27 protein-coding genes are annotated in these 22,884 nt (G+C 42.0%); 21 read left to right on the top strand and 6 right to left on the bottom strand.

Features of this window, described 5'->3' with window-relative positions; all coding sequences use genetic code 11:
- Window positions 1-122: 122 nt before the first annotated feature.
- Window positions 123-1,451, bottom strand: coding sequence for a S8 family peptidase (locus NST16_RS08805; protein WP_229150175.1), 1,329 nt, complete (start codon window positions 1,449-1,451; stop codon window positions 123-125).
- 223 nt (window positions 1,452-1,674) lie between these two features.
- Between NST16_RS08805 and NST16_RS08800 the strand changes: the two genes are divergently transcribed.
- The 3 genes from NST16_RS08800 to NST16_RS08790 all read left to right on the top strand — a co-directional run bounded on the left by NST16_RS08800 (window position 1,675) and on the right by NST16_RS08790 (window position 3,428).
- A complete protein-coding gene (locus tag NST16_RS08800) occupies window positions 1,675-1,908 on the top strand; it encodes a WYL domain-containing protein (protein ID WP_168747899.1) in 234 nt (77 codons plus the stop codon).
- Between the two features lie 285 nt (window positions 1,909-2,193).
- On the top strand, window positions 2,194-2,901 hold the full coding sequence (locus NST16_RS08795; RefSeq protein ID WP_010334326.1) for a poly-gamma-glutamate hydrolase family protein: 708 nt from the start codon (window positions 2,194-2,196) through the stop codon (window positions 2,899-2,901).
- A gap of 71 nt (window positions 2,902-2,972) precedes the next feature.
- Entirely contained in the window at window positions 2,973-3,428 is a 456-nt protein-coding gene (locus tag NST16_RS08790) for an OsmC family protein (RefSeq protein ID WP_010334327.1), read from the top strand.
- A 12-nt stretch (window positions 3,429-3,440) separates the two neighbouring features.
- On the opposite strand, the gene erbB is transcribed toward NST16_RS08790, so the two are convergent.
- The 3 genes from erbB to NST16_RS08775 all read right to left on the bottom strand — a co-directional run bounded on the left by erbB (window position 3,441) and on the right by NST16_RS08775 (window position 4,523).
- Entirely contained in the window at window positions 3,441-3,794 is a 354-nt protein-coding gene (gene erbB, locus NST16_RS08785; RefSeq protein ID WP_168747902.1) for an SMR family multidrug efflux transporter EbrB, read from the bottom strand.
- A gap of 13 nt (window positions 3,795-3,807) precedes the next feature.
- The gene (gene erbA, locus NST16_RS08780; RefSeq protein WP_340885757.1) at window positions 3,808-4,125 is read right to left on the bottom strand and encodes an SMR family multidrug efflux transporter EbrA; all 318 of its coding nucleotides are present in this window, start codon (window positions 4,123-4,125) and stop codon (window positions 3,808-3,810) included.
- A 155-nt stretch (window positions 4,126-4,280) separates the two neighbouring features.
- The gene (locus tag NST16_RS08775) at window positions 4,281-4,523 is read right to left on the bottom strand and encodes a hypothetical protein (RefSeq protein ID WP_010334330.1); all 243 of its coding nucleotides are present in this window, start codon (window positions 4,521-4,523) and stop codon (window positions 4,281-4,283) included.
- Between the two features lie 99 nt (window positions 4,524-4,622).
- Between NST16_RS08775 and NST16_RS08770 the strand changes: the two genes are divergently transcribed.
- The 10 genes from NST16_RS08770 to NST16_RS08725 all read left to right on the top strand — a co-directional run bounded on the left by NST16_RS08770 (window position 4,623) and on the right by NST16_RS08725 (window position 13,133).
- On the top strand, window positions 4,623-5,027 hold the full coding sequence (locus tag NST16_RS08770) for a YmaF family protein (protein WP_029441282.1): 405 nt from the start codon (window positions 4,623-4,625) through the stop codon (window positions 5,025-5,027).
- Between the two features lie 101 nt (window positions 5,028-5,128).
- A complete protein-coding gene (gene miaA / locus NST16_RS08765) occupies window positions 5,129-6,073 on the top strand; it encodes a tRNA (adenosine(37)-N6)-dimethylallyltransferase MiaA (RefSeq protein ID WP_326202451.1) in 945 nt (314 codons plus the stop codon).
- 39 nt (window positions 6,074-6,112) lie between these two features.
- Window positions 6,113-6,334, top strand: a complete 222-nt coding sequence (gene hfq / locus NST16_RS08760) for an RNA chaperone Hfq (RefSeq protein WP_003221097.1) — start codon at window positions 6,113-6,115, stop codon at window positions 6,332-6,334.
- A 168-nt stretch (window positions 6,335-6,502) separates the two neighbouring features.
- Window positions 6,503-8,053 (top strand): alpha-amylase, encoded by a 1,551-nt coding sequence (gene amyS / locus NST16_RS08755; RefSeq protein ID WP_168747907.1) that lies wholly within the window; start codon window positions 6,503-6,505, stop codon window positions 8,051-8,053.
- A 132-nt stretch (window positions 8,054-8,185) separates the two neighbouring features.
- A complete protein-coding gene (locus NST16_RS08750; RefSeq protein ID WP_268450496.1) occupies window positions 8,186-8,458 on the top strand; it encodes a YmzC family protein in 273 nt (90 codons plus the stop codon).
- Between the two features lie 81 nt (window positions 8,459-8,539).
- A complete protein-coding gene (locus tag NST16_RS08745) occupies window positions 8,540-8,770 on the top strand; it encodes a hypothetical protein (RefSeq protein WP_024121497.1) in 231 nt (76 codons plus the stop codon).
- 232 nt (window positions 8,771-9,002) lie between these two features.
- Window positions 9,003-9,395, top strand: a complete 393-nt coding sequence (gene nrdI, locus NST16_RS08740; RefSeq protein WP_168747910.1) for a class Ib ribonucleoside-diphosphate reductase assembly flavoprotein NrdI — start codon at window positions 9,003-9,005, stop codon at window positions 9,393-9,395.
- A complete protein-coding gene (gene nrdE / locus NST16_RS08735) occupies window positions 9,355-11,457 on the top strand; it encodes a class 1b ribonucleoside-diphosphate reductase subunit alpha (RefSeq protein WP_010334337.1) in 2,103 nt (700 codons plus the stop codon). Before nrdI ends, nrdE begins: the two co-directional genes overlap by 41 nt.
- Before the next feature lie 17 nt (window positions 11,458-11,474).
- Window positions 11,475-12,464, top strand: a complete 990-nt coding sequence (nrdF, locus tag NST16_RS08730) for a class 1b ribonucleoside-diphosphate reductase subunit beta (protein WP_010334338.1) — start codon at window positions 11,475-11,477, stop codon at window positions 12,462-12,464.
- A 48-nt stretch (window positions 12,465-12,512) separates the two neighbouring features.
- Complete coding sequence (locus tag NST16_RS08725; RefSeq protein WP_010334339.1) at window positions 12,513-13,133, top strand: hypothetical protein; 621 nt, start codon at window positions 12,513-12,515, stop codon at window positions 13,131-13,133.
- A 65-nt stretch (window positions 13,134-13,198) separates the two neighbouring features.
- Here the strand turns inward: NST16_RS08725 and NST16_RS08720 are convergent, their stop codons facing one another.
- Window positions 13,199-13,966: an N-acetylmuramoyl-L-alanine amidase gene (locus tag NST16_RS08720; protein ID WP_168747912.1), complete on the bottom strand. Its 768-nt coding sequence runs from the start codon at window positions 13,964-13,966 to the stop codon at window positions 13,199-13,201.
- A 229-nt stretch (window positions 13,967-14,195) separates the two neighbouring features.
- On the opposite strand from NST16_RS08720, the gene NST16_RS08715 reads away from it, so the two are divergent.
- The 6 genes from NST16_RS08715 to glnA all read left to right on the top strand — a co-directional run bounded on the left by NST16_RS08715 (window position 14,196) and on the right by glnA (window position 20,563).
- Window positions 14,196-14,420 carry a hypothetical protein gene (locus NST16_RS08715; RefSeq protein ID WP_340885734.1) on the top strand — a complete coding sequence of 75 codons (225 nt, stop codon included), beginning with the start codon at window positions 14,196-14,198 and terminating at the stop codon, window positions 14,418-14,420.
- A gap of 586 nt (window positions 14,421-15,006) precedes the next feature.
- Complete coding sequence (gene spoVK / locus NST16_RS08710) at window positions 15,007-15,975, top strand: stage V sporulation protein K (protein WP_032731087.1); 969 nt, start codon at window positions 15,007-15,009, stop codon at window positions 15,973-15,975.
- A gap of 133 nt (window positions 15,976-16,108) precedes the next feature.
- The gene (gene hflX, locus NST16_RS08705; RefSeq protein WP_268450499.1) at window positions 16,109-17,371 is read left to right on the top strand and encodes a GTPase HflX; all 1,263 of its coding nucleotides are present in this window, start codon (window positions 16,109-16,111) and stop codon (window positions 17,369-17,371) included.
- Window positions 17,372-17,388: 17 nt separating this feature from the next.
- On the top strand, window positions 17,389-18,654 hold the full coding sequence (locus NST16_RS08700) for a methionine gamma-lyase family protein (RefSeq protein WP_268446138.1): 1,266 nt from the start codon (window positions 17,389-17,391) through the stop codon (window positions 18,652-18,654).
- 109 nt (window positions 18,655-18,763) lie between these two features.
- Entirely contained in the window at window positions 18,764-19,171 is a 408-nt protein-coding gene (gene glnR / locus NST16_RS08695) for a transcriptional repressor GlnR (RefSeq protein WP_010334345.1), read from the top strand.
- A 57-nt stretch (window positions 19,172-19,228) separates the two neighbouring features.
- Window positions 19,229-20,563 (top strand): type I glutamate--ammonia ligase, encoded by a 1,335-nt coding sequence (gene glnA, locus NST16_RS08690; protein WP_340885724.1) that lies wholly within the window; start codon window positions 19,229-19,231, stop codon window positions 20,561-20,563.
- 452 nt (window positions 20,564-21,015) lie between these two features.
- On the opposite strand, the gene NST16_RS08685 is transcribed toward glnA, so the two are convergent.
- Window positions 21,016-21,339 (bottom strand): hypothetical protein, encoded by a 324-nt coding sequence (locus tag NST16_RS08685; RefSeq protein WP_340885721.1) that lies wholly within the window; start codon window positions 21,337-21,339, stop codon window positions 21,016-21,018.
- A gap of 294 nt (window positions 21,340-21,633) precedes the next feature.
- Between NST16_RS08685 and NST16_RS20820 the strand changes: the two genes are divergently transcribed.
- On the top strand, window positions 21,634-21,882 hold the full coding sequence (locus NST16_RS20820; protein WP_445684579.1) for an amidase domain-containing protein: 249 nt from the start codon (window positions 21,634-21,636) through the stop codon (window positions 21,880-21,882).
- A gap of 132 nt (window positions 21,883-22,014) precedes the next feature.
- Window positions 22,015-22,854, top strand: a complete 840-nt coding sequence (locus NST16_RS08680) for an SMI1/KNR4 family protein (protein WP_340885718.1) — start codon at window positions 22,015-22,017, stop codon at window positions 22,852-22,854.
- The last annotated feature ends 30 nt before the right edge of the window (window positions 22,855-22,884 follow it).

Genomic DNA, 22,884 nt, shown 5'->3' with positions numbered 1-22,884 from the left:
TGTACTATTCCCAATTGTTTTATGTTTTACACTCTGCTGGATATAGCGGCTTATGTACGCTAAAAAAACACTGCTGACCCTTTTTATAAAGAACCAGCAGTGTCCACGAAGATCATGAAATCTTATTCACCAGGAATAGCTTTCTCGGCATTGATTGCTCCGGCACCGTAAATATTCGGGTCTTCGCCTGTCCATTTATCGGCCCCATTTTTAAGCAGCTCTTTCACTTCATCCGGTGTTAGGTCTGGATTTTGCTGGAGTATTAAGGCGGCGATTCCCGCACAAATTGGCGTTGCCATTGATGTCCCTGACATTGTGAAATACTGGGACCCTACACGGCTTGATTTTTGCAGCTTATCGATATATGAATTCGGTGAGCGAAGGGAAATGATGTTTACGCCCGGCGCTACAATATCGGGCTTTTCTTTCCCGTATACAGTCGGTCCGCGGCTTGAGAAAGAAGCGACTGTATCATCTTCGCTGCTTCCTGTATTGTTATCGTCAAACGCACCGACAGTAATGACTTTTTCGCTTACACCAGGGCTTGAAATAGTCTGCTGATCAGGACCAGAATTTCCGGCAGCAACACAGACGACAATCCCGGCGTTCCAAGCTTCTTCAACTGCTTTGACTAAAGGGTCTTCTAGTTCATTGTCATAACGCAGCGCATCGCCGCCAAGGGACATGCTGATAATATCAATTGGTTCATCCGGATTGTCTTCATTATATTGAATGCACCATTCGACGCCTTCAATAATGTCCGCTAACGTGCCTGAACCTTGTTTGTTCAGCACTTTTACTCCAATTAAATTGGCTTCCGGTGCAGGGCCGCGGTAACGGCCGGAAGACGACGCGCCGCTGCTTGCGACATCACCTGCGCAGTGTGTGCCATGTCCATTATCATCATACGGCTCTGTTTTTTGGTTTACCATATCGGCAAAGCCAATAATTCTTCCCTCTAAGTCAGGGTGCGGGTAGATTCCTGTATCGACTACTGCGACTGTAACGCCTTTACCTGTTAAGGTTTGCCCGTTTCTGACGACTTCCTTTGCATGGCTTGCTTCGGCTGCAGTGTCAAGAAGCGCTTTGACTTCGCGGTTTAAATACACTTTGCGGATATCGCTGCATTCAGAAAGAAGAGAATGCAATGCTGAAGGGGTAACCTCTGCGCTGCAGCAATTGATTTTGTTAAAACGTTTTTTTAGCTTGCTGCGTTTTTCTTTTTGCAAAACCTGTCCCGTCATTTGAAAGCCTGCCTCATGGCAGCCTTCCTCGAATTCTATGATGACCGACATTTTTTTTCTGTTATTTAACTTTGTTTCAAAAAACTGATGTAAAAAGCAAGGAGTCCACTTGAAGGGCTTGTAGAGCTGCAAGACGCTTTCCCGCAACGGCCAATCAAGCTTATGAGCGTTTGCTCTCACCATTTGTACCATAGAGTAGCCAAACATCGATTTTCCTCCTATTAAGAAGTTCTCTGTATACTCTATGAGTGGATCGTATGTTTGGTAAGTTTGTTTGTCCTTTAGAGGAGGCGGACAAGAGTTTGTTTTTACGAATCTTTTGAATCTGATACGAAAGAATCATGTGTACTGTTAATCATTGGGTATTGAAAAGGAACGTTTGTTCGTATTATCATTTATATATATCAAACAGGAGGGAGTGATAGATCGTATGGATATTTTCTTACGCCGGTCTTTGGAAGATCAAATACCGATCTGCATTATATATATGAAGAAAGACGGCACCATAACAAAAAGAACGATTATCGTCAGGCAGAAAAGCAATACACAAATTAAAGCTTTTTGTTTTACGAACCATCAGATCAGAACGTTTTTATTAGACTCTATCCTCTCCTGTGACTTTGCGCGAACAAGGAAGCAAGAACCCCGGTTCGCAGGACTATAACAGGCTGTCGGCTTCAGCATCCCTGACAGCCTGGTTTTTAGTAAAACCTTCCTTATACCTCTATACATTTAATTACCAAGTGAGGTTGTTCCTACCTTTTTTGTTTTTCCTCTCAATCTTTTTTCACTGATATTTGTATATAACCGCTGATAAATGTGACATTCAATTGATTTTTTGAAACCGGGAACTTTTTCACTGATGATATAGTGTATACAATGGTAAGATAAAACCTATTGACTACACCTCATATAATGAACCTTGCCATTCTTGTGAAAGGAGTTTAACATGAGAAGATTTTTACTAAATGTCATATTCGTCTTAGCCATAGTCTTATTCATAAGATATGTTCATTACTCATTAGAACCTGAACCATCTAACCAGCCGGATACATATTCAAATTTCAGCAGCCTGGCAGAGAATGAGGACCCTGCCGATTATGATATTTCGTATCAAGAGAAAAAAGGAAGCAAAGTTTTAATCATGTCTCCGCACGGCGGAAGAATTGAAGGTGGAGTAAGTGAGCTTGTGCGTTATTTCAACAATGACTACTCGACTTACCTGTTTGAGGGCTTAAAGTCACAGGATAATCAAACGCTGCACATTACAAGCACCAACTTTGATGAGCCATTGGCTAAAGAGAAGATTAAGGAGCACCAGTACGTTGTCGCTTTTCACGGATATAAAGGAGAAAACAAAAATACACTTGTCGGAGGCACAGACCGTAAGCGGGCGAAAATGATTGTCAGAGCTCTTGAAAAAAGAGGGTTTTCCGCCGAATTAGCGTCCTCTCAAAGCGGCCTTGCAGGATTAAGTGCAGATAACATTAATAACCAGGGGGAAACCGGGCTGAGTATCCAGCTAGAAATCAGCCGTGAACAGAGAGAAGCCTTTTTTGATGATTTTTACTATAAAGATAGGAAATACACGAAAACCAGTGAATTCTACTCTTATGTTCGCGCGATAAAACATGTACTTGAAAAAGAATATTCCTAATAAGCAAATCAGAGGACAAAATCAAGGAAGATCAGTAGACTGAAATGGAATCCATTGAAGGAGGCAATCATATGGCAGATCATCATTTTTATTTAAAAGCGAATTGGCCGGGAAAACGTAATGATGTCGGCACAATCGAAAGCGGCAATCTCATCACGTCTATTTCCATTCCTAAAGAAATGGACGGACCGGGGGAAGGGACCAACCCGGATGAAATGCTTCTCGGGGCAGCGGCAACCTGTTATATTATTACACTTGCTGCTATGATGGAAAGAAGCGGACTGGAAAAAGAAGATCTGCAGATGGAATCAGAAGGCATAGTTGATGTGACAAGAGGGATCTTTACATACAAAAAAATCATTCACCGCCCCGCAGTAGTCCTCAGACACGATGCCTCAAAAGAAGACGTAGCGTTAGCCCACAAGCTTTGTGAAAAAGCGGAGTCTTCTTGCATGATCTCACGAGCCATTCAAGGAAACGTCGAATTGCAGCTAGAAGCTTCTGTGAAAATATCGGGGCAATCATAAAGAAGCAGACGGTCAATGACAGGCCGTCTGCTTTTTTTCTTTATTAGGGGCTTTTGACTGATTTAACAGCACAACGCCTGCAATGATGAGTGTTAGCCCACATATACCCTTCAAGCTGACAGTTTCGCCAAAAAGCAAAAAACCGACTACCGCTGTAAGCGCCGTCCCGATACCGGACCAAGTGGCGTATGCGCTTGATAAGTCTATGGTTCTTAAAGAAAAGCTTAAAAACGTGAAAGCGGACAGAAATCCGGCAGCCACTCCGATAATAGGCCAGAATTGTGTAAAGCCTTCGGAGAATTTGAGCATTGTGCTCCCAAATACCTCAGATAATATGGCAAGAGCCAAATAAAGAAATCCTCTCATATACAACACTCCCTTACTGCCAATTAAGCAGCACAACACCTGAAATTAATAGACCAATCCCAATAAGTCCTTTTACATTCAGTTTTTCTTTGAAAAATTTCGCCCCGATCACGGCCGTCAGCACCGTACCCACGCCGCTCCATGTCGCATATGAAAGGCTTAGAGGGATGCGGTTTAGGGTCAGCGACAGCATATAAAAGGCAAGGGAATAACCAATCACGACCAATGCGCTCGGCTTCCACTTTTTGAAGCCGTCAGACACTTTCAGCATGGCTGCTCCAATTGATTCTGAGCATATGGCAATTGCGAGGAATAAGTATCCGATCATCATCGTAATCCCCCTCACTCAAAATATGATAAATGTAAGTTAATGAAAAGATCATCAGCTAGAAAAATATTAGTGTAAACCTATGTATGAGTCAAGAGATTCATTTTACCTCAGGTTCGGGGGATAAAAAAGACCCCTTTTATAAGGGGCTGCCGGGTTTAATAGTAATATGGGTACGGAGGATATGGATATCCGCCATAAAAATAAGGGTTAAATAAAGCGCTTCCTACAAGTCCGCCTACCAAACCGCCAAAAAAAGGTCCTCCGTAAAATCCAAATGGCCGTCCAAAGCCATAGCCAAACCCAGGTCTAACCCAAGGTCTTCCAAATCCGTAGCCAAACCCAGGTCTGCCAAAGATTCTTGCATCATTTCCAGCAATGAAATGCTCCACTTCGTTCATTTTTTCTTTCCTCCAATAATAAAGTATAGATGATGCAGTGTATTCAGCCTATCTAAATTTGATTGGGCGTTCAGCTCAAAAAGAAGGAGAGTGAACTGATTGGGCCTGTATCAATCTGACTGGGCCAAGGCGCCGCCTCACGTACATGCTTATCGAGCGAAAACGACCAGCGAAGAGGGGCATTATCATATCATTGAAGGTTTTACTCAGCCGGCAAACGGAACGAATACGGATCGCCATACACACTATTTCACTGGGATTACTTCTTTTGAAAATGGCCATTTCCACCGCTATTACGGGATCTCAGGCCCTGCCATTCCACGGGCTGACGGCACGCATTATCACGAAATTGAAGAAAACACTTATCTCGCTTATAACGAGCCGATTCAGATCCGTTACGGAGGCGTTGTGTACGATCCCCGAAATCAAACCAGGAAGACGCACCGCCATCATTTGAAAGGCAAGACACGGGAGATCGTCGGAAATGAGCCTCTTGGCTGGTAAAAGAGATGTTTACTGCTGCAAAAAAAAGGGCAAAATGGATAGGTGATTATATATGATGAATGCTATAATGGGGGGAGATTTGTAAAAGAGAGTGATACATAGTGAAAAATAAGAAACAGCCCGTTGTCATATTAGTCGGACCAACGGCAGTGGGGAAAACCAATTTAAGCATTCAGCTTGCTAAGGCTTTGAACGCGGAAATTATCAGCGGAGACTCCATGCAGGTTTATAAAGGAATGGACATCGGGACAGCTAAAATCTCTGAACAGGAGACAGAAGGTGTGCCTCATCATCTGATTGACATTCTAGATCCGGCAGATTCGTTTTCCACCGCGGATTATCAAGGCTTGGTCAGAAATAAAATCAGCGAAATTGCAAAAAGAGGAAAGCTTCCGATGATTGTCGGCGGTACGGGGCTTTACATTCAATCCGTCCTTTACGATTATACATTTACGGAAGAGGCGAACGATCCGGCGTTTCGGGAAGAAATGCAGAAGGCTGTGGTGCAAAAGGGGGCGGAATTCCTTCACGCTAAGCTGGCCGCGGCTGATCCGGAGGCAGCAAAAGCGATTCATCCGAATAATACAAGAAGAGTGATTCGCGCACTGGAGATTTTACATACATCTGGTAAAACGATGTCGCAGCATTTAAAAGAGCAAAAGCGGGAGCTGCTGTACAATGCTGTATTAATCGGGCTTACAATGGACAGAGACACGCTTTATGAAAGAATTAATCAGCGGGTCGACCTGATGATGGAAGCCGGACTTCTTCCGGAAGTGAAACAGCTCTACGACCGAAAATTGAGAGACTGTCAATCGATACAGGCGATCGGCTACAAGGAGCTGTATGCATATTTTGACGGATTTGTGACACTTTTTGAGGCTGTTGAGCAATTAAAGCAAAACTCCAGACGGTATGCGAAACGCCAGCTGACGTGGTTTCGCAACAAAATGCCGATTGAGTGGTTCGATATGACCCCGCCTGTTGATATGGAGCTGAAAAAAAAGGAAATTTTCACACATATAGCAGGAAAACTGCAACTTTAATCGAAACTGTATGATATAGAGAATCAAGGAGGACGAAACATGAAACCGATTAATATTCAGGATCAGTTTTTGAATCAAATCCGCAAAGAAAATACGTATGTCACTGTTTTTTTACTGAACGGCTTTCAATTGCGCGGCCAGGTGAAAGGCTTTGATAACTTTACCGTATTGCTAGAATCGGAAGGTAAGCAGCAGCTTATATATAAACATGCGATCTCGACTTTTGCACCGCAAAAAAACGTCCAGCTTGAATTAGAATAGACCATACAAAGATATAAAGAAATAGAAGAATCTCGGGCTTTCAGCCCGAGGTTTTTTGTGTCGCAGAAGCTTCTATAGAGATTACAAAAATATAGGAATTTGGTTATTTGTGTAAATTTCATATTAAGGTACAATGATTTGTGATTATGCTGGAAAGGGGAGAGGAAAATGGTTCACAAACGAAAAAGTGCCGTATCATGCGGCCTGGTGGTTTTGTTAACACTGCTGTTTGTCACGCTGCCGGTATCTAAAACTTGGGCAGCAAGCATAAACGGCACGCTTATGCAGTACTTTGAATGGTACCTGCCTAATGACGGACAACATTGGAAACGTTTGCAAGGAGATGCGGGGCATTTATCTGAAATCGGAATCACTGCTGTATGGATTCCTCCTGCATACAAAGGAACAAGTCAATCTGACAATGGATATGGCCCATATGATTTGTACGATTTAGGAGAATTTCAGCAAAAAGGGACGGTGAGGACAAAATACGGCACAAAGCATGAGCTTCAGTCAGCGATCAGCTCCCTGCATTCGCAAAACATCCAAGTATATGGTGATGTCGTTTTGAATCATAAGGCGGGCGCGGATGCAACAGAAGATGTAAGGGCGGTCGAAGTGAATCCGAACGATAGGAATCAGGAAATATCAGGAGAGTATCAAATAAAAGCATGGACAGACTTTCATTACCCAGGCCGCGGAAGCACGTACAGCGATTTTAAGTGGCATTGGTATCATTTCGACGGAGCAGATTGGGACGAATCCCGAAAGCTGAACCGCATCTATAAATTTCAAGGGGATGGAAAGGCATGGGATTGGGAAGTATCCAGGGAAAACGGCAACTACGATTATTTGATGTATGCAGACGTCGACTATGATCACCCGGATGTTGTTGCAGAAACAAAAAGATGGGGTACCTGGTATGCGAACGAGCTTCAACTCGACGGTTTTCGGCTTGACGCTGTTAAACACATTAAATTTTCGTTTCTGAGTGATTGGGTAAAGGCAGTCAGGCAATCAACAGGAAAGGAAATGTTTACAGTTGCAGAGTATTGGCAAAATAACCTGAACGAACTCGAAAACTATTTGAATAAAACTGATTTTAAGCAATCCGTTTTTGATGTCCCGCTTCATTATCATTTGCAGGCTGCATCCTCACAAGGGGGCGGCTATGATATGAGACATTTGCTGGATGGCACTGTCGTAGCGAAGCATCCTATGCAAGCGGTAACCTTTGTGGAAAATCATGATACACAGCCGGGGCAATCTTTGGAGTCGACTGTACAAACATGGTTTAAGCCGCTCGCGTATGCCTTCATATTAACGAGAGAGGCTGGTTACCCGCAGGTTTTCTATGGAGATATGTATGGAACAAAGGGATCATCATCAAGGGAAATTCCGGTGCTCAAAAATAAAATAGAACCTATCTTAAAAGCACGTAAACATTATGCATACGGGACCCAGCATGATTATTTAGATCATGAGGATGTGATTGGCTGGACGAGGGAAGGTGATCAATCGGCCGCCCAATCAGGATTGGCCGCTTTAATCACAGACGGTTCCGGCGGGTCAAAGAGGATGTACGTCGGGAAGCAAAATGCCGGCGAGACATGGTATGACATCACTGGGAACCGCTCCGCTCCTGTTACGATTGGTTCTGATGGATGGGGAGAGTTTCATGTAAATGGGGGTTCAGTATCTATTTATGTACAGAAGTAAGAAATAGAGGGGCTGAGAAACTAGCAGCCTCTCTTGTTTATTTTATCTTGCGTGGTCTACTTGATAATGAGAACATAAAAAGGGGTGAAATGTATATAATGTAAAAAATTTGAATGTTAGGGGAGTTAATGAATGTTTTCTGAATTCGAAGCGGAGTTAAGACGAATCAGAATTGCACTTGTCTGGATTGCCGTGTTTTTATTATTTGGTGCGTGCGGGAGAGATGAAACAGTGATTGAAACGGATAGCGGAGATTCTTATGAAACGCCCCAGCCAAGCTCATTTCCGCTCGAAAATAACCATTTTGGAATCGTAAATGACGGCAATATAGAAATTTATGAGTATAATGAGGCTGATAACAAGGTAAAGCTTAAAAAAGAGTATCCATCTGATGGGCTTGAATAAAATTCACAAGCATGGAATTTTACAAAGCAGACGCAGGCCGCTAAACTGAATACTGACACAGAACATACAGAGGGTGAAATGATGAAGCATAAGATTATTGTCAATCACTGGGAAGAAATCTGTGAAGACGATTCCTGCTATGAATATGGAACGAGTATTATTGTTAATGGAAAAGAATTAATCAGAGAAGCCTCAATTATAAGCGCATTGAAGGCAGTTTTAGAAGAAATCGGCGCTGACGCAGAAATAGAAGAAACTGTCGAAAGCGAAAAATGCTGTGACAGTATAAGAAAAAAAAATCTAGACTACTAAGCAGTTTTTTTTCGTGTTATGATATACATCGGCTTAAAAACGACACTTCGAGTAGGATGAGAGATGATTCTCGTTCTGCTCTCTTTTTTGGGCCCTGATGAGGGTGCCAGAGAGAAAATATGAATTTTTTATTAAAACGAATCTATATATTGTGTTTTTGCCAGAGGGTAGTATACTATATATAGTGTTAGTGGTTGAGAGATTCATATTTTTTGATAGGTCGTGATAAAACGTGGTACAAATCATATTTGATTCAAAAACAGGGAATGTTCAGCGCTTTGTAAATAAGATAGGCCTTCAGCAGATCCGCAAGGTGGACGAAATTGACCATCTGGACACTCCGTTTGTTTTGGTCACCTACACGACAAACTTCGGCCAAGTACCGGCATCAACACAATCATTTCTCGAAAAATACGCCCATCTCTTATTAGGCGTCGCTGCGAGCGGCAATAAAGTATGGGGCGATAACTTTGCGAAAAGCGCCGATACTATTTCAAGACAATATCAGGTGCCGATTTTGCACAAATTTGAACTCAGCGGCACATCTAAAGACGTTGAATTGTTTACTCAGGAGGTAGAAAGAGTTGTCACAAAATCAAGTGCCAAAATGGATCCAGTTAAATAACGAAATCATGATCCAAAAAGATGGAAAATTTCAGTTTGATAAGGATAAAGAGGCTGTACATAGCTATTTTGTAGATTATATCAATCAAAACACAGTATTCTTTCACGATTTAAAAGAGAAGCTGGATTATTTGATTGAAAATCAATACTATGAAGAAGAGTTTTTAAGCCTTTATTCTTTTGAAGACATTAAAGAAGTGTTTAAGACAGCTTACGCTAAGAAGTTTCGTTTTCCTTCCTTCATGAGTGCGTTTAAATTCTATAATGACTATGCTTTGAAAACGAATGACAAGAAAAAAATCCTCGAGCGTTATGAGGACCGGATCTCAATTGTTGCGCTGTTCTTCGCAAACGGCGACACTGAGAAAGCAAAAGAATATGTGAACCTGATGATTAATCAGGAATATCAGCCGAGCACACCGACATTTTTGAATGCGGGCAGAAAACGCCGCGGAGAACTTGTGAGCTGCTTCTTGCTCGAAGTCAATGATTCTTTAAACGACATTTCAAGAGCGATCGATATTTCCATGCAGCTTTCTAAACTGGGCGGCGGGGTTTCTCTTAACCTGTCCAAGCTTCGCGCAAAAGGTGAAGCCATCAAAGATGTTGAGAATGCCACAAAAGGCGTTGTAGGCGTCATGAAGCTTCTTGATAACGCGTTCCGATATGCTGACCAAATGGGACAAAGACAAGGATCTGGCGCGGCGTATTTAAACATTTTCCATCGTGATATCAATGATTTTCTCGATACGAAAAAGATTTCTGCCGACGAGGATGTGCGCGTCAAAACACTTTCTATCGGTGTGGTCATTCCGGACAAGTTCGTTGAGCTTGCGCGTGAGGACAAAGCGGCTTATGTATTCTATCCGCATACCATCTATAAAGAGTACGGACAGCACATGGACGAAATGGACATGAATGAAATGTACGACAAGTTCGTCGACAACCCTCGGGTGAAAAAAGAGAAAATCAACCCGCGGAAATTGCTTGAAAAACTGGCCGTGCTTCGTTCTGAATCAGGCTATCCATACATCATGTTCCAGGATAATGTCAACAAAGTACATGCGAATAACCATATTTCAAAGGTGAAATTTTCTAACCTTTGCTCCGAAGTGCTGCAGGCATCTCAAGTTTCTTCTTACACAGACTACGATGTAGAAGATGAAATCGGTTTGGATATTTCCTGCAACCTGGGATCGCTTAACATTCTCAACGTGATGGAGCACAAATCGATTGAAAAGACTGTTAAGCTTGCGACTGATTCTTTAACTCACGTTTCTGAAACGACTGATATCCGTAATGCGCCTGCTGTAAGACGGGCAAACAAAGCGATGAAATCAATCGGTCTCGGCGCGATGAACCTTCACGGATACCTTGCGCAAAACGGCATCGCGTATGAAAGTCCAGAAGCGCGCGACTTTGCGAACACATTCTTTATGATGGTGAACTTCTACTCTATCCAGCGTTCTGCGGAGATCGCAAAAGAGAAGGGCGAGACGTTTGATCAATATGAAGGATCAACCTATGCAACCGGTGAATATTTCGATAAGTACGTTTCAACTGATTTCTCACCGAAATACGAAAAAATCGCAAATCTGTTTGAAGGTATGCATATCCCGACGGCAGAGGACTGGAAGCAATTAAAAGCATTTGTCGCTGAACACGGCATGTATCACAGCTACAGATTATGCATTGCGCCGACAGGCTCGATTTCATACGTTCAGTCAAGCACGGCATCTGTCATGCCGATTATGGAACGAATTGAAGAAAGAACATACGGCAACTCAAAAACGTACTACCCAATGCCTGGGCTTGCATCTAATAACTGGTTCTTCTACAAAGAAGCCTATGATATGGATATGTTCAAAGTCGTAGATATGATCGCGACAATCCAGCAGCACGTTGATCAGGGAATCAGCTTTACATTGTTCCTAAAAGATACAATGACGACTCGTGATTTAAACCGGATTGATTTGTATGCACATCACAGAGGAATTAAAACCATTTACTATGCAAGAACGAAAGATACTGGGCAAGACAGCTGCCTTTCTTGTGTTGTTTGATTAAAGGAGAGTTTATAGTGACGAAAATTTATGACGCAGCAAACTGGTCAAAGCATGAAGACGACTTTACCCAAATGTTCTATAACCAAAATGTGAAACAGTTCTGGCTTCCGGAAGAGATTGCTTTAAACGGCGATCTCCTCACATGGAAGTACCTCGGGAAAAACGAGCAAGACACGTATATGAAGGTACTGGCCGGATTGACTCTTCTTGATACAGAGCAGGGGAATACAGGAATGCCGATCGTGGCTGAACACGTAGACGGCCACCAGCGGAAAGCCGTGCTGAATTTTATGGCGATGATGGAGAACGCCGTTCACGCAAAATCGTACTCTAATATTTTCATGACACTGGCACCGACTGAAACGATTAATGAAGTATTTGAATGGGTCAAACAAAACAAATTTTTGCAGAAAAAAGCGCAAATCATCGTCGGACTCTACAAAGCGATTAAAAAAGATGACGAGATTTCACTGTTCAAAGCCATGGTTGCATCTGTGTATTTAGAAAGCTTCCTATTCTACAGCGGTTTCTATTATCCGTTATATTTCTACGGACAAGGAAAACTGATGCAAAGCGGTGAAATCATCAACCTGATCCTTCGTGATGAAGCGATTCACGGTGTTTATGTCGGACTTCTCGCTCAGGAAATCTACAATAAGCAGACAGAAGAGACAAAAGCAGAACTTCGCGAATTTGCCATTGACCTTTTGAATGAGCTTTATGAGAATGAGCTTGAGTATACCGAGGACTTATATGACCAAGTCGGACTCTCACACGATGTCAAGAAGTTCATTCGCTATAATGCGAATAAAGCGCTGATGAACCTTGGATTTGATGCGTACTTTGAAGAGGAAGATATTAATCCGATCGTTTTAAACGGATTAAATACAAAAACAAAATCACATGACTTCTTCTCCATGAAGGGGAACGGGTACAAAAAGGCGACCGTTGAGCCGATCAAAGACGACGACTTTTTCTTTGATGATGAAAAAGAGCAGATATAATATCTGCTCTTTTCGGCTTGAAGGTTGAAATAGGAGGACGCAGTAATCATGGGAAAAATGGACGAAATCATTTTGGTCGCTCCGCGCGATGAAGTGTTTAAAAAAGAAAAATTGACTTTTCAAGGCGTAAACAGTGAAGATGCCCGAGTAGCAGAAATTATGGCTCAAATTGAGGCAACCTATCGTGAAATGAGAAGGGGAGACGCCGAAGAAGATCCTCATTATAAGCAGCCGATTCCTTATGTCGTCATTAAACGCGAGGATGAAGTTTTCCTCTATGAGCGGCTGGCTGGCGGCGGGGAATCACGTCTTCACAATAAGCTTTCTCTTGGCTTTGGCGGCCATATGAATCATATTGAAGGAGCCGCTTCCTTTGCCGAGGTCTTAAAGCTGAACACAGACCGGGAGCTTGATGAAGAACTGCAAATCGAAGAAGAGGATAAGCAGGCCATTATCACATTAGGTTTGATCAATGATGATGACAACAGTGTCGGTAAAGTGCATATCGGTATTCTATCTGCGCTTCAATTAAAGCCCGGCTCACATGTGGAAGTCAAAGAGAAAGAGCAAATCGCGGGTAAATGGATGAAAATTTCGGAACTAAAACAAACAGACATTTATAACCGACTGGAAACATGGTCGCAATTTGTGGTTGACATTCTTGAATAAAAAAACCCGGTTTCTCATGAAGAGGAACCGGGTTTTTTTATCAGGCATGCTCGTCTACAGCAATATTATGACTCTTGGATGACCACAGCGTCAAACCCGGCATTATCTGCTCTGGCGGCAAGGGCGTCAGCATTATCTTTGGAGGAAAATGCGCCGATCTGCACCTTATATAATCCGCCCTTCAAGAGCACAATGGCGTCAAAGCCCTTAGACTCTGCGCTGCTTGCAAGATTGTCCGCATTTGCTTTGACCTTAAAAGCGCCAATTTGAACCTTATATAATCTTGAGTCGGATGTCTTTTGAAGGCTGAAGGCTTGCTCCAACCCGTTTGCATGTCCTCTTGCCAAGCTTTGAATAAAGCTGCTCGTTTTAAGCTTGTTCGCATCTGTAACCGTATCAATAAAACCGTTTTCCGTAAGCAGGGCAGGCATTGAGGATTCCCTTAATACGTGGAAGTTTGCTGTTTTTTTGCCGCGGTCGGAAAAGTCGACAGCTTGTATGACTTCAGAGTGAATCTCCGATTGATAAGTCGTTGTCGGTGCTCCGACTCCCGGATAAATGTAGCTTTCGAAACCTGTTCCGCCCCCGGCATTAATGTGAATGGATAAAAAGAAATCTGCTCCCCAGTTATTTGCAGCATTTGTCCGGTCGCTTAAGCTGACGTATTGGTCGCTTGTCCGGCTCAACAGCACAGTGACACCCTCATACTCATTCGTTAATATAGTGCGTAAAGCTAAAGCGATTTGCAGGGTTAACGTTTTTTCTTGAAGACCATTGCCAGTTGCGCCTGGGTCGGACCCGCCATGACCTGGATCGATAAAAATTTTAACCATTCTCCATCACCTCATTACAGGATATGAAAAAAGACGGCTTCTGCTTGTACGATTATCATCCGGCTGAAAAATGAGGAAATGACCCCTGTTACCCGTAAAATTATTTCTCGGGAAAGCGCACAAATCAACAGGATATGACAGGAAGGTTGCTAAAAGTCTGCTTTTTTTACACAGCTATGGTGCGATCCTCCATTTCGGAATTCGTTTGCTGTTAAAGGCGATATACCAAGTGCCGGACAAAGATTATAAGGAAAGAATGAGTGATTTTATTTCGATGTTAGACATGGAAGGTTTCTTAGACACACCGGTCAGACAGCCCTCCTTAGGACTGCGAATGAAAGGGGAAGCTGTAGCTGCTTTTATACATCACGTCAAAATCCTCTTTCTCGATGAGCCGACAATCGTTTTAGATATTGTTGCGAAAAGTAGACACAGCAATTTCTTCATCGCGTAAATACTGAGGATAAAACGACGATTCTCTCACCTCTCATCAATTGATGACATTGAACGTTTATGTAAACGGATCATCCTGATTGATGAGGGAGAAATCAAATTCGACGGACCAAAAGATAAGCTGTCACAATTGACGAACAGTAAGAGAAGCTTGGCTGTTGAAGTAAACGCCGTTATGCAGACTGGAATTCACTTTCATGTCAACCTACTGAAGTGAAAGGGGACACGTTATACTTTCATACATCTGATGATTCACAAATTCATCAGCTCATCCCAAGCATATCTGCGCAATATACTGTTTTACAAATAGAAATAACAGAGGCCGGCATCGAGAATATACTGACGGAGGTTTATACATCAAAGAAATATCACCTTCATAGCTGTGTGTTCTAACAAATTTGCTAAAAATAAAATCTCTTGGTTTGTCCACCCTGTGTCCGTGAATACAATAAGAAATAAAGTATTTCTCGGGAAAGCGCAGGATTCCCCATGGTTCCCGAAAAAAAGCATTTGTTTCGACACATGATAGGCGTTTGTCACATAAGGCATACGCTTGAATATCATATAGAGAGAATTGAGAGGTGAAAATGTTGGAGCGCGCTGTGACTTATAAAAACAACGGACAGATCAACATTATTCTTAACGGACAAAAGCAGGTGCTGACAAATGCTGAGGCAGAAGCGGAGTATCAAGCCGCTTTGCAAAAAAACGAAGCTAAGCACGGCATTTTGAAGGAAATAGAAAAAGAGATGAACACACTGGTTGGAATGGAGGAAATGAAGCGAAACATTAAGGAAATATACGCATGGATTTTTGTCAATCAAAAACGTGCGGAACAAGGCTTAAAGGTGGGAAAGCAAGCGCTGCATATGATGTTTAAAGGGAATCCAGGGACTGGGAAAACGACAGTTGCGCGGCTTATCGGCCGGCTGTTCTTTGAAATGAACGTACTGTCTAAAGGTCACCTGATCGAAGCGGAACGTGCTGACTTGGTCGGGGAATACATTGGGCACACCGCCCAAAAGACGAGGGATTTAATCAAAAAGTCATTAGGCGGCATATTATTTATAGACGAAGCCTATTCCCTTGCAAGAGGCGGCGAAAAGGACTTTGGGAAAGAAGCGATTGACACGCTCGTGAAGCACATGGAAGACAAACAGCATGAATTCATTTTAATTCTTGCCGGATATTCACGGGAAATGGAGCATTTTTTATCATTGAATCCCGGTCTCCAATCCAGATTTCCCATCTCCATCGATTTTCCGGATTATTCCGTCAACCAGCTTATGGAAATTGCAAAACGAATGATCGCAGAACGGGAATACCAGCTCAGTCAGGAAGCTGAATGGAAGTTAAAGGATTACTTAATGACAGTCAAAAGCACAACAAGTCCCATTAAATTCAGCAATGGCCGTTTTGTCAGAAATGTCATTGAAAAATCGATTAGAGCGCAAGCCATGAGACTTCTAATGGGCGACCAATACTTAAAAAGCGATTTGATGACCATTAAAAGCCAAGATCTCTCAATTAAAGAAGACGCCGCTGGCTCGGTATAGACCTCTTGCTGTGAGAGGTCTTTTTTTCTAATGTATTTCTTGCTTTGCGCAGGAATCGTTTTGTGGTATACACATGCAGGGTTTGGTATGATAATACTACTGCCCACAATATGCAATAGAAAGGAACATCCATTTGAACGAACAAGAAACAAGACAGGAAAAGGCCATTTTAGTCGGATGTCAGCTGCCGCATATCACAGATGAGCATTTTGAAAATTCGATGGAAGAGCTTGCATCACTGACAAAAACAGCAGAGGGAACGGTATTGACCAGCGTCACGCAAAAAAGAAACCGGGCCGACGCAGCTACATATATAGGAAAAGGGAAGGTTGAAGAGCTGAAGGCGCTCGTTGAAGAGCTTGAAGCCGATCTCCTTATTTTTAATGATGAACTGTCACCTAGCCAACTAAAGTCCTTGGCCACTGCGATTGAAGTGAAAATCATCGACCGCACGCAATTGATATTAGATATTTTCGCGAAAAGAGCAAGAACACGGGAAGGAAAGCTTCAAATTGAGCTGGCGCAGCTGCAGTATGCGCTCCCGCGTCTGACGGGACAGGGGATCAACCTTTCCCGGCAAGGCGGAGGGATCGGCGCGAGAGGACCGGGGGAAACAAAACTGGAGACCGACCGCCGCCATATTAGAAATCGCATTCACGAAATTAACACGCAGTTATCCGCCGTCATTCGCCATAGAAGCCGCTACCGTGAAAGAAGAAAGAAAAACGGTGTGCTGCAAATCGCTCTTGTCGGGTATACGAACGCGGGGAAATCAACGTGGTTTAACCGCCTGACAAGCGCTGACAGCTATGAAGAAGACCTTCTGTTCGCCACACTGGACCCTATGACCAGAAAAATGGTACTGCCAAGCGGCTACAGCGTGCTCCTTTCAGATACGGTCGGTTTTATTCAAGATCTTCCGACGACACTGATCGCTGCATTCCGCTCAACGCTTGAAGAAGTAAAAGAAGCGGATGTGATTCTGCATCTGATTGATTCCTCAAATGAGGATTACGCAGGGCACGAAAAAACAGTGCTTCGCTTGCTGGAAGAGCTTGAAGCAGATGATATCCCGGTGCTGACGGCTTACAATAAACGCGATCAAAAGCTGCCTGACTTTATCCCGTCCGTTGGGAAGAATCATATCATGGTCAGTGCGAGATTTGAGGAGGATGCTGAAAAGTTTAAAGAAGCCATCCAGCGTTATTTGCGCCAAGAGCTGCTAACGCCTTTTGAAGCGCAGGTACCGGCAGGTGAAGGCAAGCTTCTCTCCAGAATCAAATCCGAAACGATGGTTGACCGTTTTTATTTTAATGAAGAAAACGAACAGTACGACATATCAGGATATGTACAAGAAGAGCAAAGCATCATCGGTGAATTGAAGAAGTATATGTAAGAAGGGAATACAAGGACATGTTCGAAACTTTAACACACGGAGATTTATTAAAAAAAACAGCAATGGAAGTGGAGTCGGAAATTGCCGCCGTTCATAAACAAATAGAAGAAATCAGTGAACGCAATGAATGGAGAGTGCTTCAAAGCTATAGGAAACACAAGGTCAGTGACACTCATTTTACACCGTCTACAGGATACGGCTATGATGACATCGGAAGGGACACACTTGAAAGCATTTATGCAGATGTGTTTGGCGGAGAAGCTGGGCTTGTAAGGCCCCAAATTATCTCAGGCACACATGCGATTTCCATTGCTTTATTCGGTGTCCTCAGACCGGGGGACGAGCTGCTTTATATGACAGGCAAGCCGTATGATACGTTGGAAGAAATTGTCGGCGTCAGAGGCGGCGAAAATTCTGGATCGCTAAAGGATTTCCAAATCGGCTACAATGCGGTTGACCTGACTGAAGACGGAAAAGTAGATTACGATGCTGTCGCTGCAGCTATCAATCCGAAGACAAAGGTGATCGGCATTCAGCGCTCAAAAGGATATGCCAATCGTCCTTCTTTCTTAATTAGTGAAATTAAAGAAATGATCCGTTTTGTAAAGGAAATCAATGAAAACCTTATTGTTTTTGTGGACAACTGTTATGGAGAATTTGTAGAAGAGCTTGAACCTTGTCATGTAGGCGCTGATCTCATGGCGGGATCTCTTATCAAGAATCCGGGAGGTGGTCTAGCCAAAACAGGCGGGTACCTCGTTGGGAAATCTGAATGGATCGAGGCTTGTTCATATCGAATGACTTCACCGGGCATCGGCCGGGAAGCCGGAGCGTCGCTGTACTCGCTCCAGGAAATGTACCAAGGTTTCTTTTTGGCACCTCATGTTGTATCTCAAAGCTTAAAGGGAGCGGTGTTTACAGCCAGATTTCTTGAAAAACTGGGGTTCACATCTAACCCGAGCTGGAACGCGAAAAGAACAGACTTAATTCAATCTGTAGAGTTTTCTGACAGGGAAAAGATGATTGCCTTTTGTCAGGCGATTCAATATGCGTCGCCTATCAATGCTCACGTAACTCCTTATCCGAGCTACATGCCAGGATACGAGGACGATGTGATTATGGCAGCGGGCACATTTATACAAGGAGCAAGCATTGAATTATCAGCTGATGGCCCTATCCGCCCGCCGTATGTAGCGTATGTTCAGGGAGGATTAACCTATGCGCACGTGAAAAACGCCATATGCAGTGCAGTGGATTCTTTAATGGATAAGAAATTAATTTGAATAGTTTCAAATTTTCACTGAATTTCATGTTAAGAATCCTTACATCTTGTTGACACAAAATATAACATCACCTATAATGAAACTAAGTTAAGAAAAGGAGGAAATTGAGATGAGTGATAACATTCGCCGCTCAATGCCTTTATTTCCAATAGGAATTGTCATGCAGTTGACCGAATTATCAGCAAGACAAATTCGGTATTATGAGGAAAATGGACTGATATTTCCAGCTAGAAGCGAAGGAAATAGACGATTATTCTCATTTCACGATGTAGATAAACTGTTAGAAATTAAACACCTGATTGAACAAGGTGTAAACATGGCAGGAATTAAACAAATTCTGGCGAAAGCATCGGCCGAGCCAGAACAGAAACAAAATGAAAAGACAAAGAAACCAATGAAACATGATCTGTCTGATGACGAACTGAGACAGCTCCTGAAAAACGAGCTTATGCAAGCCGGCCGATTCCAAAGAGGAAATACATTCCGTCAAGGCGACATGTCTCGATTCTTTCATTAATCCGTTAGCAACTGTTTTGCTATATACATTTACCTTTTAGAGGAGGAGTTTTACGAAATGGCAAAGTACACAAGAGAAGATATCGTAAAATTAGTAAATGAGGAAAACGTCAAGTACATCCGCCTGCAATTTACCGACATTCTTGGAACAATCAAGAACGTTGAGATTCCTGTAAGCCAGCTTCAAAAAGCACTTGATAATAAGGTCATGTTTGACGGATCTTCCATTGAAGGTTTCGTTCGCATCGAAGAATCAGATATGTACCTGTATCCTGATCTAAATACATTTGTTATCTTCCCATGGACAGCTGAAAAAGGTAAAGTAGCACGTTTCATCTGTGATATTTACAATCCGGATGGTACACCTTTCGAAGGTGACCCGCGAAACAACTTAAAACGGATATTGAAAGAAATGGAAGACCTGGGCTTCAGTGATTTCAACCTTGGACCTGAGCCTGAATTCTTCTTATTCAAATTAGACGAAAAAGGCGAACCGACGCTTGAATTAAACGACAAGGGCGGATATTTCGACTTAGCTCCAACTGACTTGGGAGAAAACTGCCGCCGCGATATCGTTCTTGAGCTTGAAGAGATGGGCTTTGAAATCGAAGCATCTCACCACGAGGTAGCGCCTGGCCAGCACGAAATCGACTTCAAATATGCCGGTGCCGTCCGCTCTTGTGACGACATCCAAACGTTTAAATTAGTAGTAAAAACAATTGCCCGCAAACACGGTCTGCATGCGACATTTATGCCAAAACCATTATTTGGTGTAAACGGTTCAGGTATGCACTGCAATCTATCACTCTTCAAAGATGGCGTTAACTCATTCTATGATGCAAACGCAGATCTTCAGTTAAGTGAAACAGCGAAACACTTCATTGCAGGTATTGTGAAGCACGCAACAAGCTTTACAGCAGTAACAAACCCTACAGTAAACTCTTACAAACGTCTTGTTCCTGGCTATGAAGCACCTTGCTACGTTGCATGGAGCGCGCAAAACAGAAGCCCGCTTATCCGTATTCCGGCTTCCCGAGGCATCAGCACACGTGTTGAAGTGCGCAGCGTAGATCCAGCTGCGAATCCGTACCTTGCTCTTAGCGTATTGCTTGCTGCAGGTTTAGACGGAATCAAAAACAAACTAGAAGCACCAGCTCCAATCGACCGCAACATCTACGTGATGAGCAAAGAAGAGCGCATGGAAAACGGAATCGTCGACCTGCCTGCAACACTGGCTGAAGCATTAGACGAATTCAAATCAAACGCAGTGATGGTTAAAGCCTTGGGCGAGCACCTATTCGAGCACTTCATCGAAGCAAAAGAAATCGAGTGGGATATGTTCCGCACACAAGTTCATCCTTGGGAGCGCGAACAGTATATGTCTCAGTATTAATCTCTCAATCCCTTGGCACTATTGGTGTCAGGGGATTTTTTTGATTAGTTAACAATTTTAATAACTTAATATAAATCATAGAGTGCCCACAAAACACCCACAAAAAAACAATAAAAATTACTCCATAATTGTGGAGATATAATCCTCGTAAATATTTATTGAACAAACAGCATGAGTGCTACGGAGGGCATGACCAACCGTTGATTGAAAGTAATAATGCGTCTGGAAGGTTGTATTTAGGTAAAAAGTATAAATTATATAGTGGGAGTTAACAAATCAAAAGATTTAAAAATGAAACTCAGGACAGAATATAATGTAACCCCTCATGTGGATTAGAAATCAGGAATATATTATTTGTTAATTCCTAGTATAGATTGATTGCTTCTGAATATTTTAATGTAACATAAAAATGGTGGAAAAAGCCCCTCTCATAGAGAGGGGCTTTTAACTAATTAAGGTGCTGTTCCGCAATCGACTTTGTATTCGTCCTCTGTTACTTTCTTTGAATAACAGAGATAAGGAGTTTGACCAGTTTCACTTTTCCAAGCATTAAATAACATCAAAGAATAAAGACTTCCTGATGATTTGTCACTTTCCCTTTTTTGAAGAATTGTGAAATAGCTTTGATAGGGGTATCCCATTTTATAGATTTCGTGTCTTATGGCTCCTTTTTCTGAAGAAGTATTGAACAAAACTGGTGAAAGGGGAGGCATTAAAATTAATATGATTAATACTGTTGCTAAAATAGATAGCAATGTTTTGATCCTTTTTTTCATTTTTCCTCCTATGCGGCCTATATTGTTAGAAATTCTGTTTATGGTGAAGAAAAAGTAGATACAGGATAATAATGTTTCCAAGAAACAAAGACTTTCATCAGAAAGCAAAGTGGTATCTAAGACAAAAAAACTTCTACTCTTCATTATGAGAATGAAGGTGACGATTCGTCAAATATAAAGAATTACAAGCAAGAAATTGAAGAAAATAAGGAACTATCAACGCAACAAAAATCTATAATCAGAAAAGATCAACGGGTCGGAAGCCTCTGCATCTGCTGTAAAAGGATATAATCGTTGAAAAGCCAGGGAATACGCGGACAATTATGCTTTGTCTCAAATAAAAATTATAAAAATGGAGACTGTACTAACGTTGTATCTCAGGCTTTAAGAGCGGGTTCAATGCCTATTTTCAAAGAGTGGAAGCCTTATACAAATGCATGGATTAATGCATGCTCTTTTAGAAACTATATTTTAGAACCTGGCGGTATAACAATAAAGTCAATACCTTTCCTTTGTAACTCGGTGTTTCATCTTTTGTCATGACTGTTTCAAGCCACATCTCAAAAGTGAAAAATCACCAACGCCTGTTTTTTTATCACAACTTTAATGGAACTTTCCAAATTTAATTAGGTATAAGTCTTAGAGAATCACATAGCTCATAGGAGGTAAATAACAATGAGTAAGATTTGGAAGAACAGTGATTATGATCCTTTTAGGTTAAAAGACATTAGAGAAGAAGAAATAAAAAAGATCGAAAAAAAGTTGAAATTGAATTTGCCCGAAGTATATAAAAAATTGATCATTCAACAAAATGGTGGATTGATTCATTTTAATGCGTTCCCAACAGATCAGGAAACATCTTGGGCAGACGATCATATCGAAGTTGATCATATTAGAGGACTAGGAAAGGATCTGGGGATCTTAGAAAGTGAATATCTAATAAAAGAGTGGGGGCTACCACAAAGATTATTGTTAATACAGGGGGATGGACATAATTGGGTTGCATTGGATTATCGCCAAACTAATCAAAATCCACCTGTTCATTACTTTGACTTTGAATTAAATAATGACTTTAAGATTTCAGATTCATTTGGTGAATTTTTATCTAAACTCTATATACATGAGTACGAAGAGGTTCAGGATGACGAAAATGCAGATTTTGATCAAATTTATAGTATTAATTCAGATGATCCGGATGCTATTCAGAAGGAAGAAGTCGAAAAAATTCTTGCTAATAAGAACCCTATGGAGATTCATAGGATTTCTCTTTTTCCAATCCAAAGTGTTGAAGACCTAGAGTGGTTGCTGAACAATATTAAACATAATGCCATAGGGACAGAAGGTGACATGGCTTTTGAATTGGCTGACGTATTGATGTCAGTTGTTTCTTCATACTCACACCAAATAAAGTCGAATAATTTAAAAACTATGGTTCAAGAAGCTGCTCAGGAGTTAGGAAAGTCCAGAAATGAAGATACTGAAATTATATTAGATCAACTTAAAGACTTTTTATAAATTATAAACTCGCCATGTAAAAAAGATAGC

The organism is Bacillus sp. FSL K6-1005 (assembly GCF_038000225.1).
Lineage (GTDB): Bacteria > Bacillota > Bacilli > Bacillales > Bacillaceae > Bacillus > Bacillus mojavensis.
This window is presented reverse-complemented; position numbering and strand designations above follow the sequence as displayed.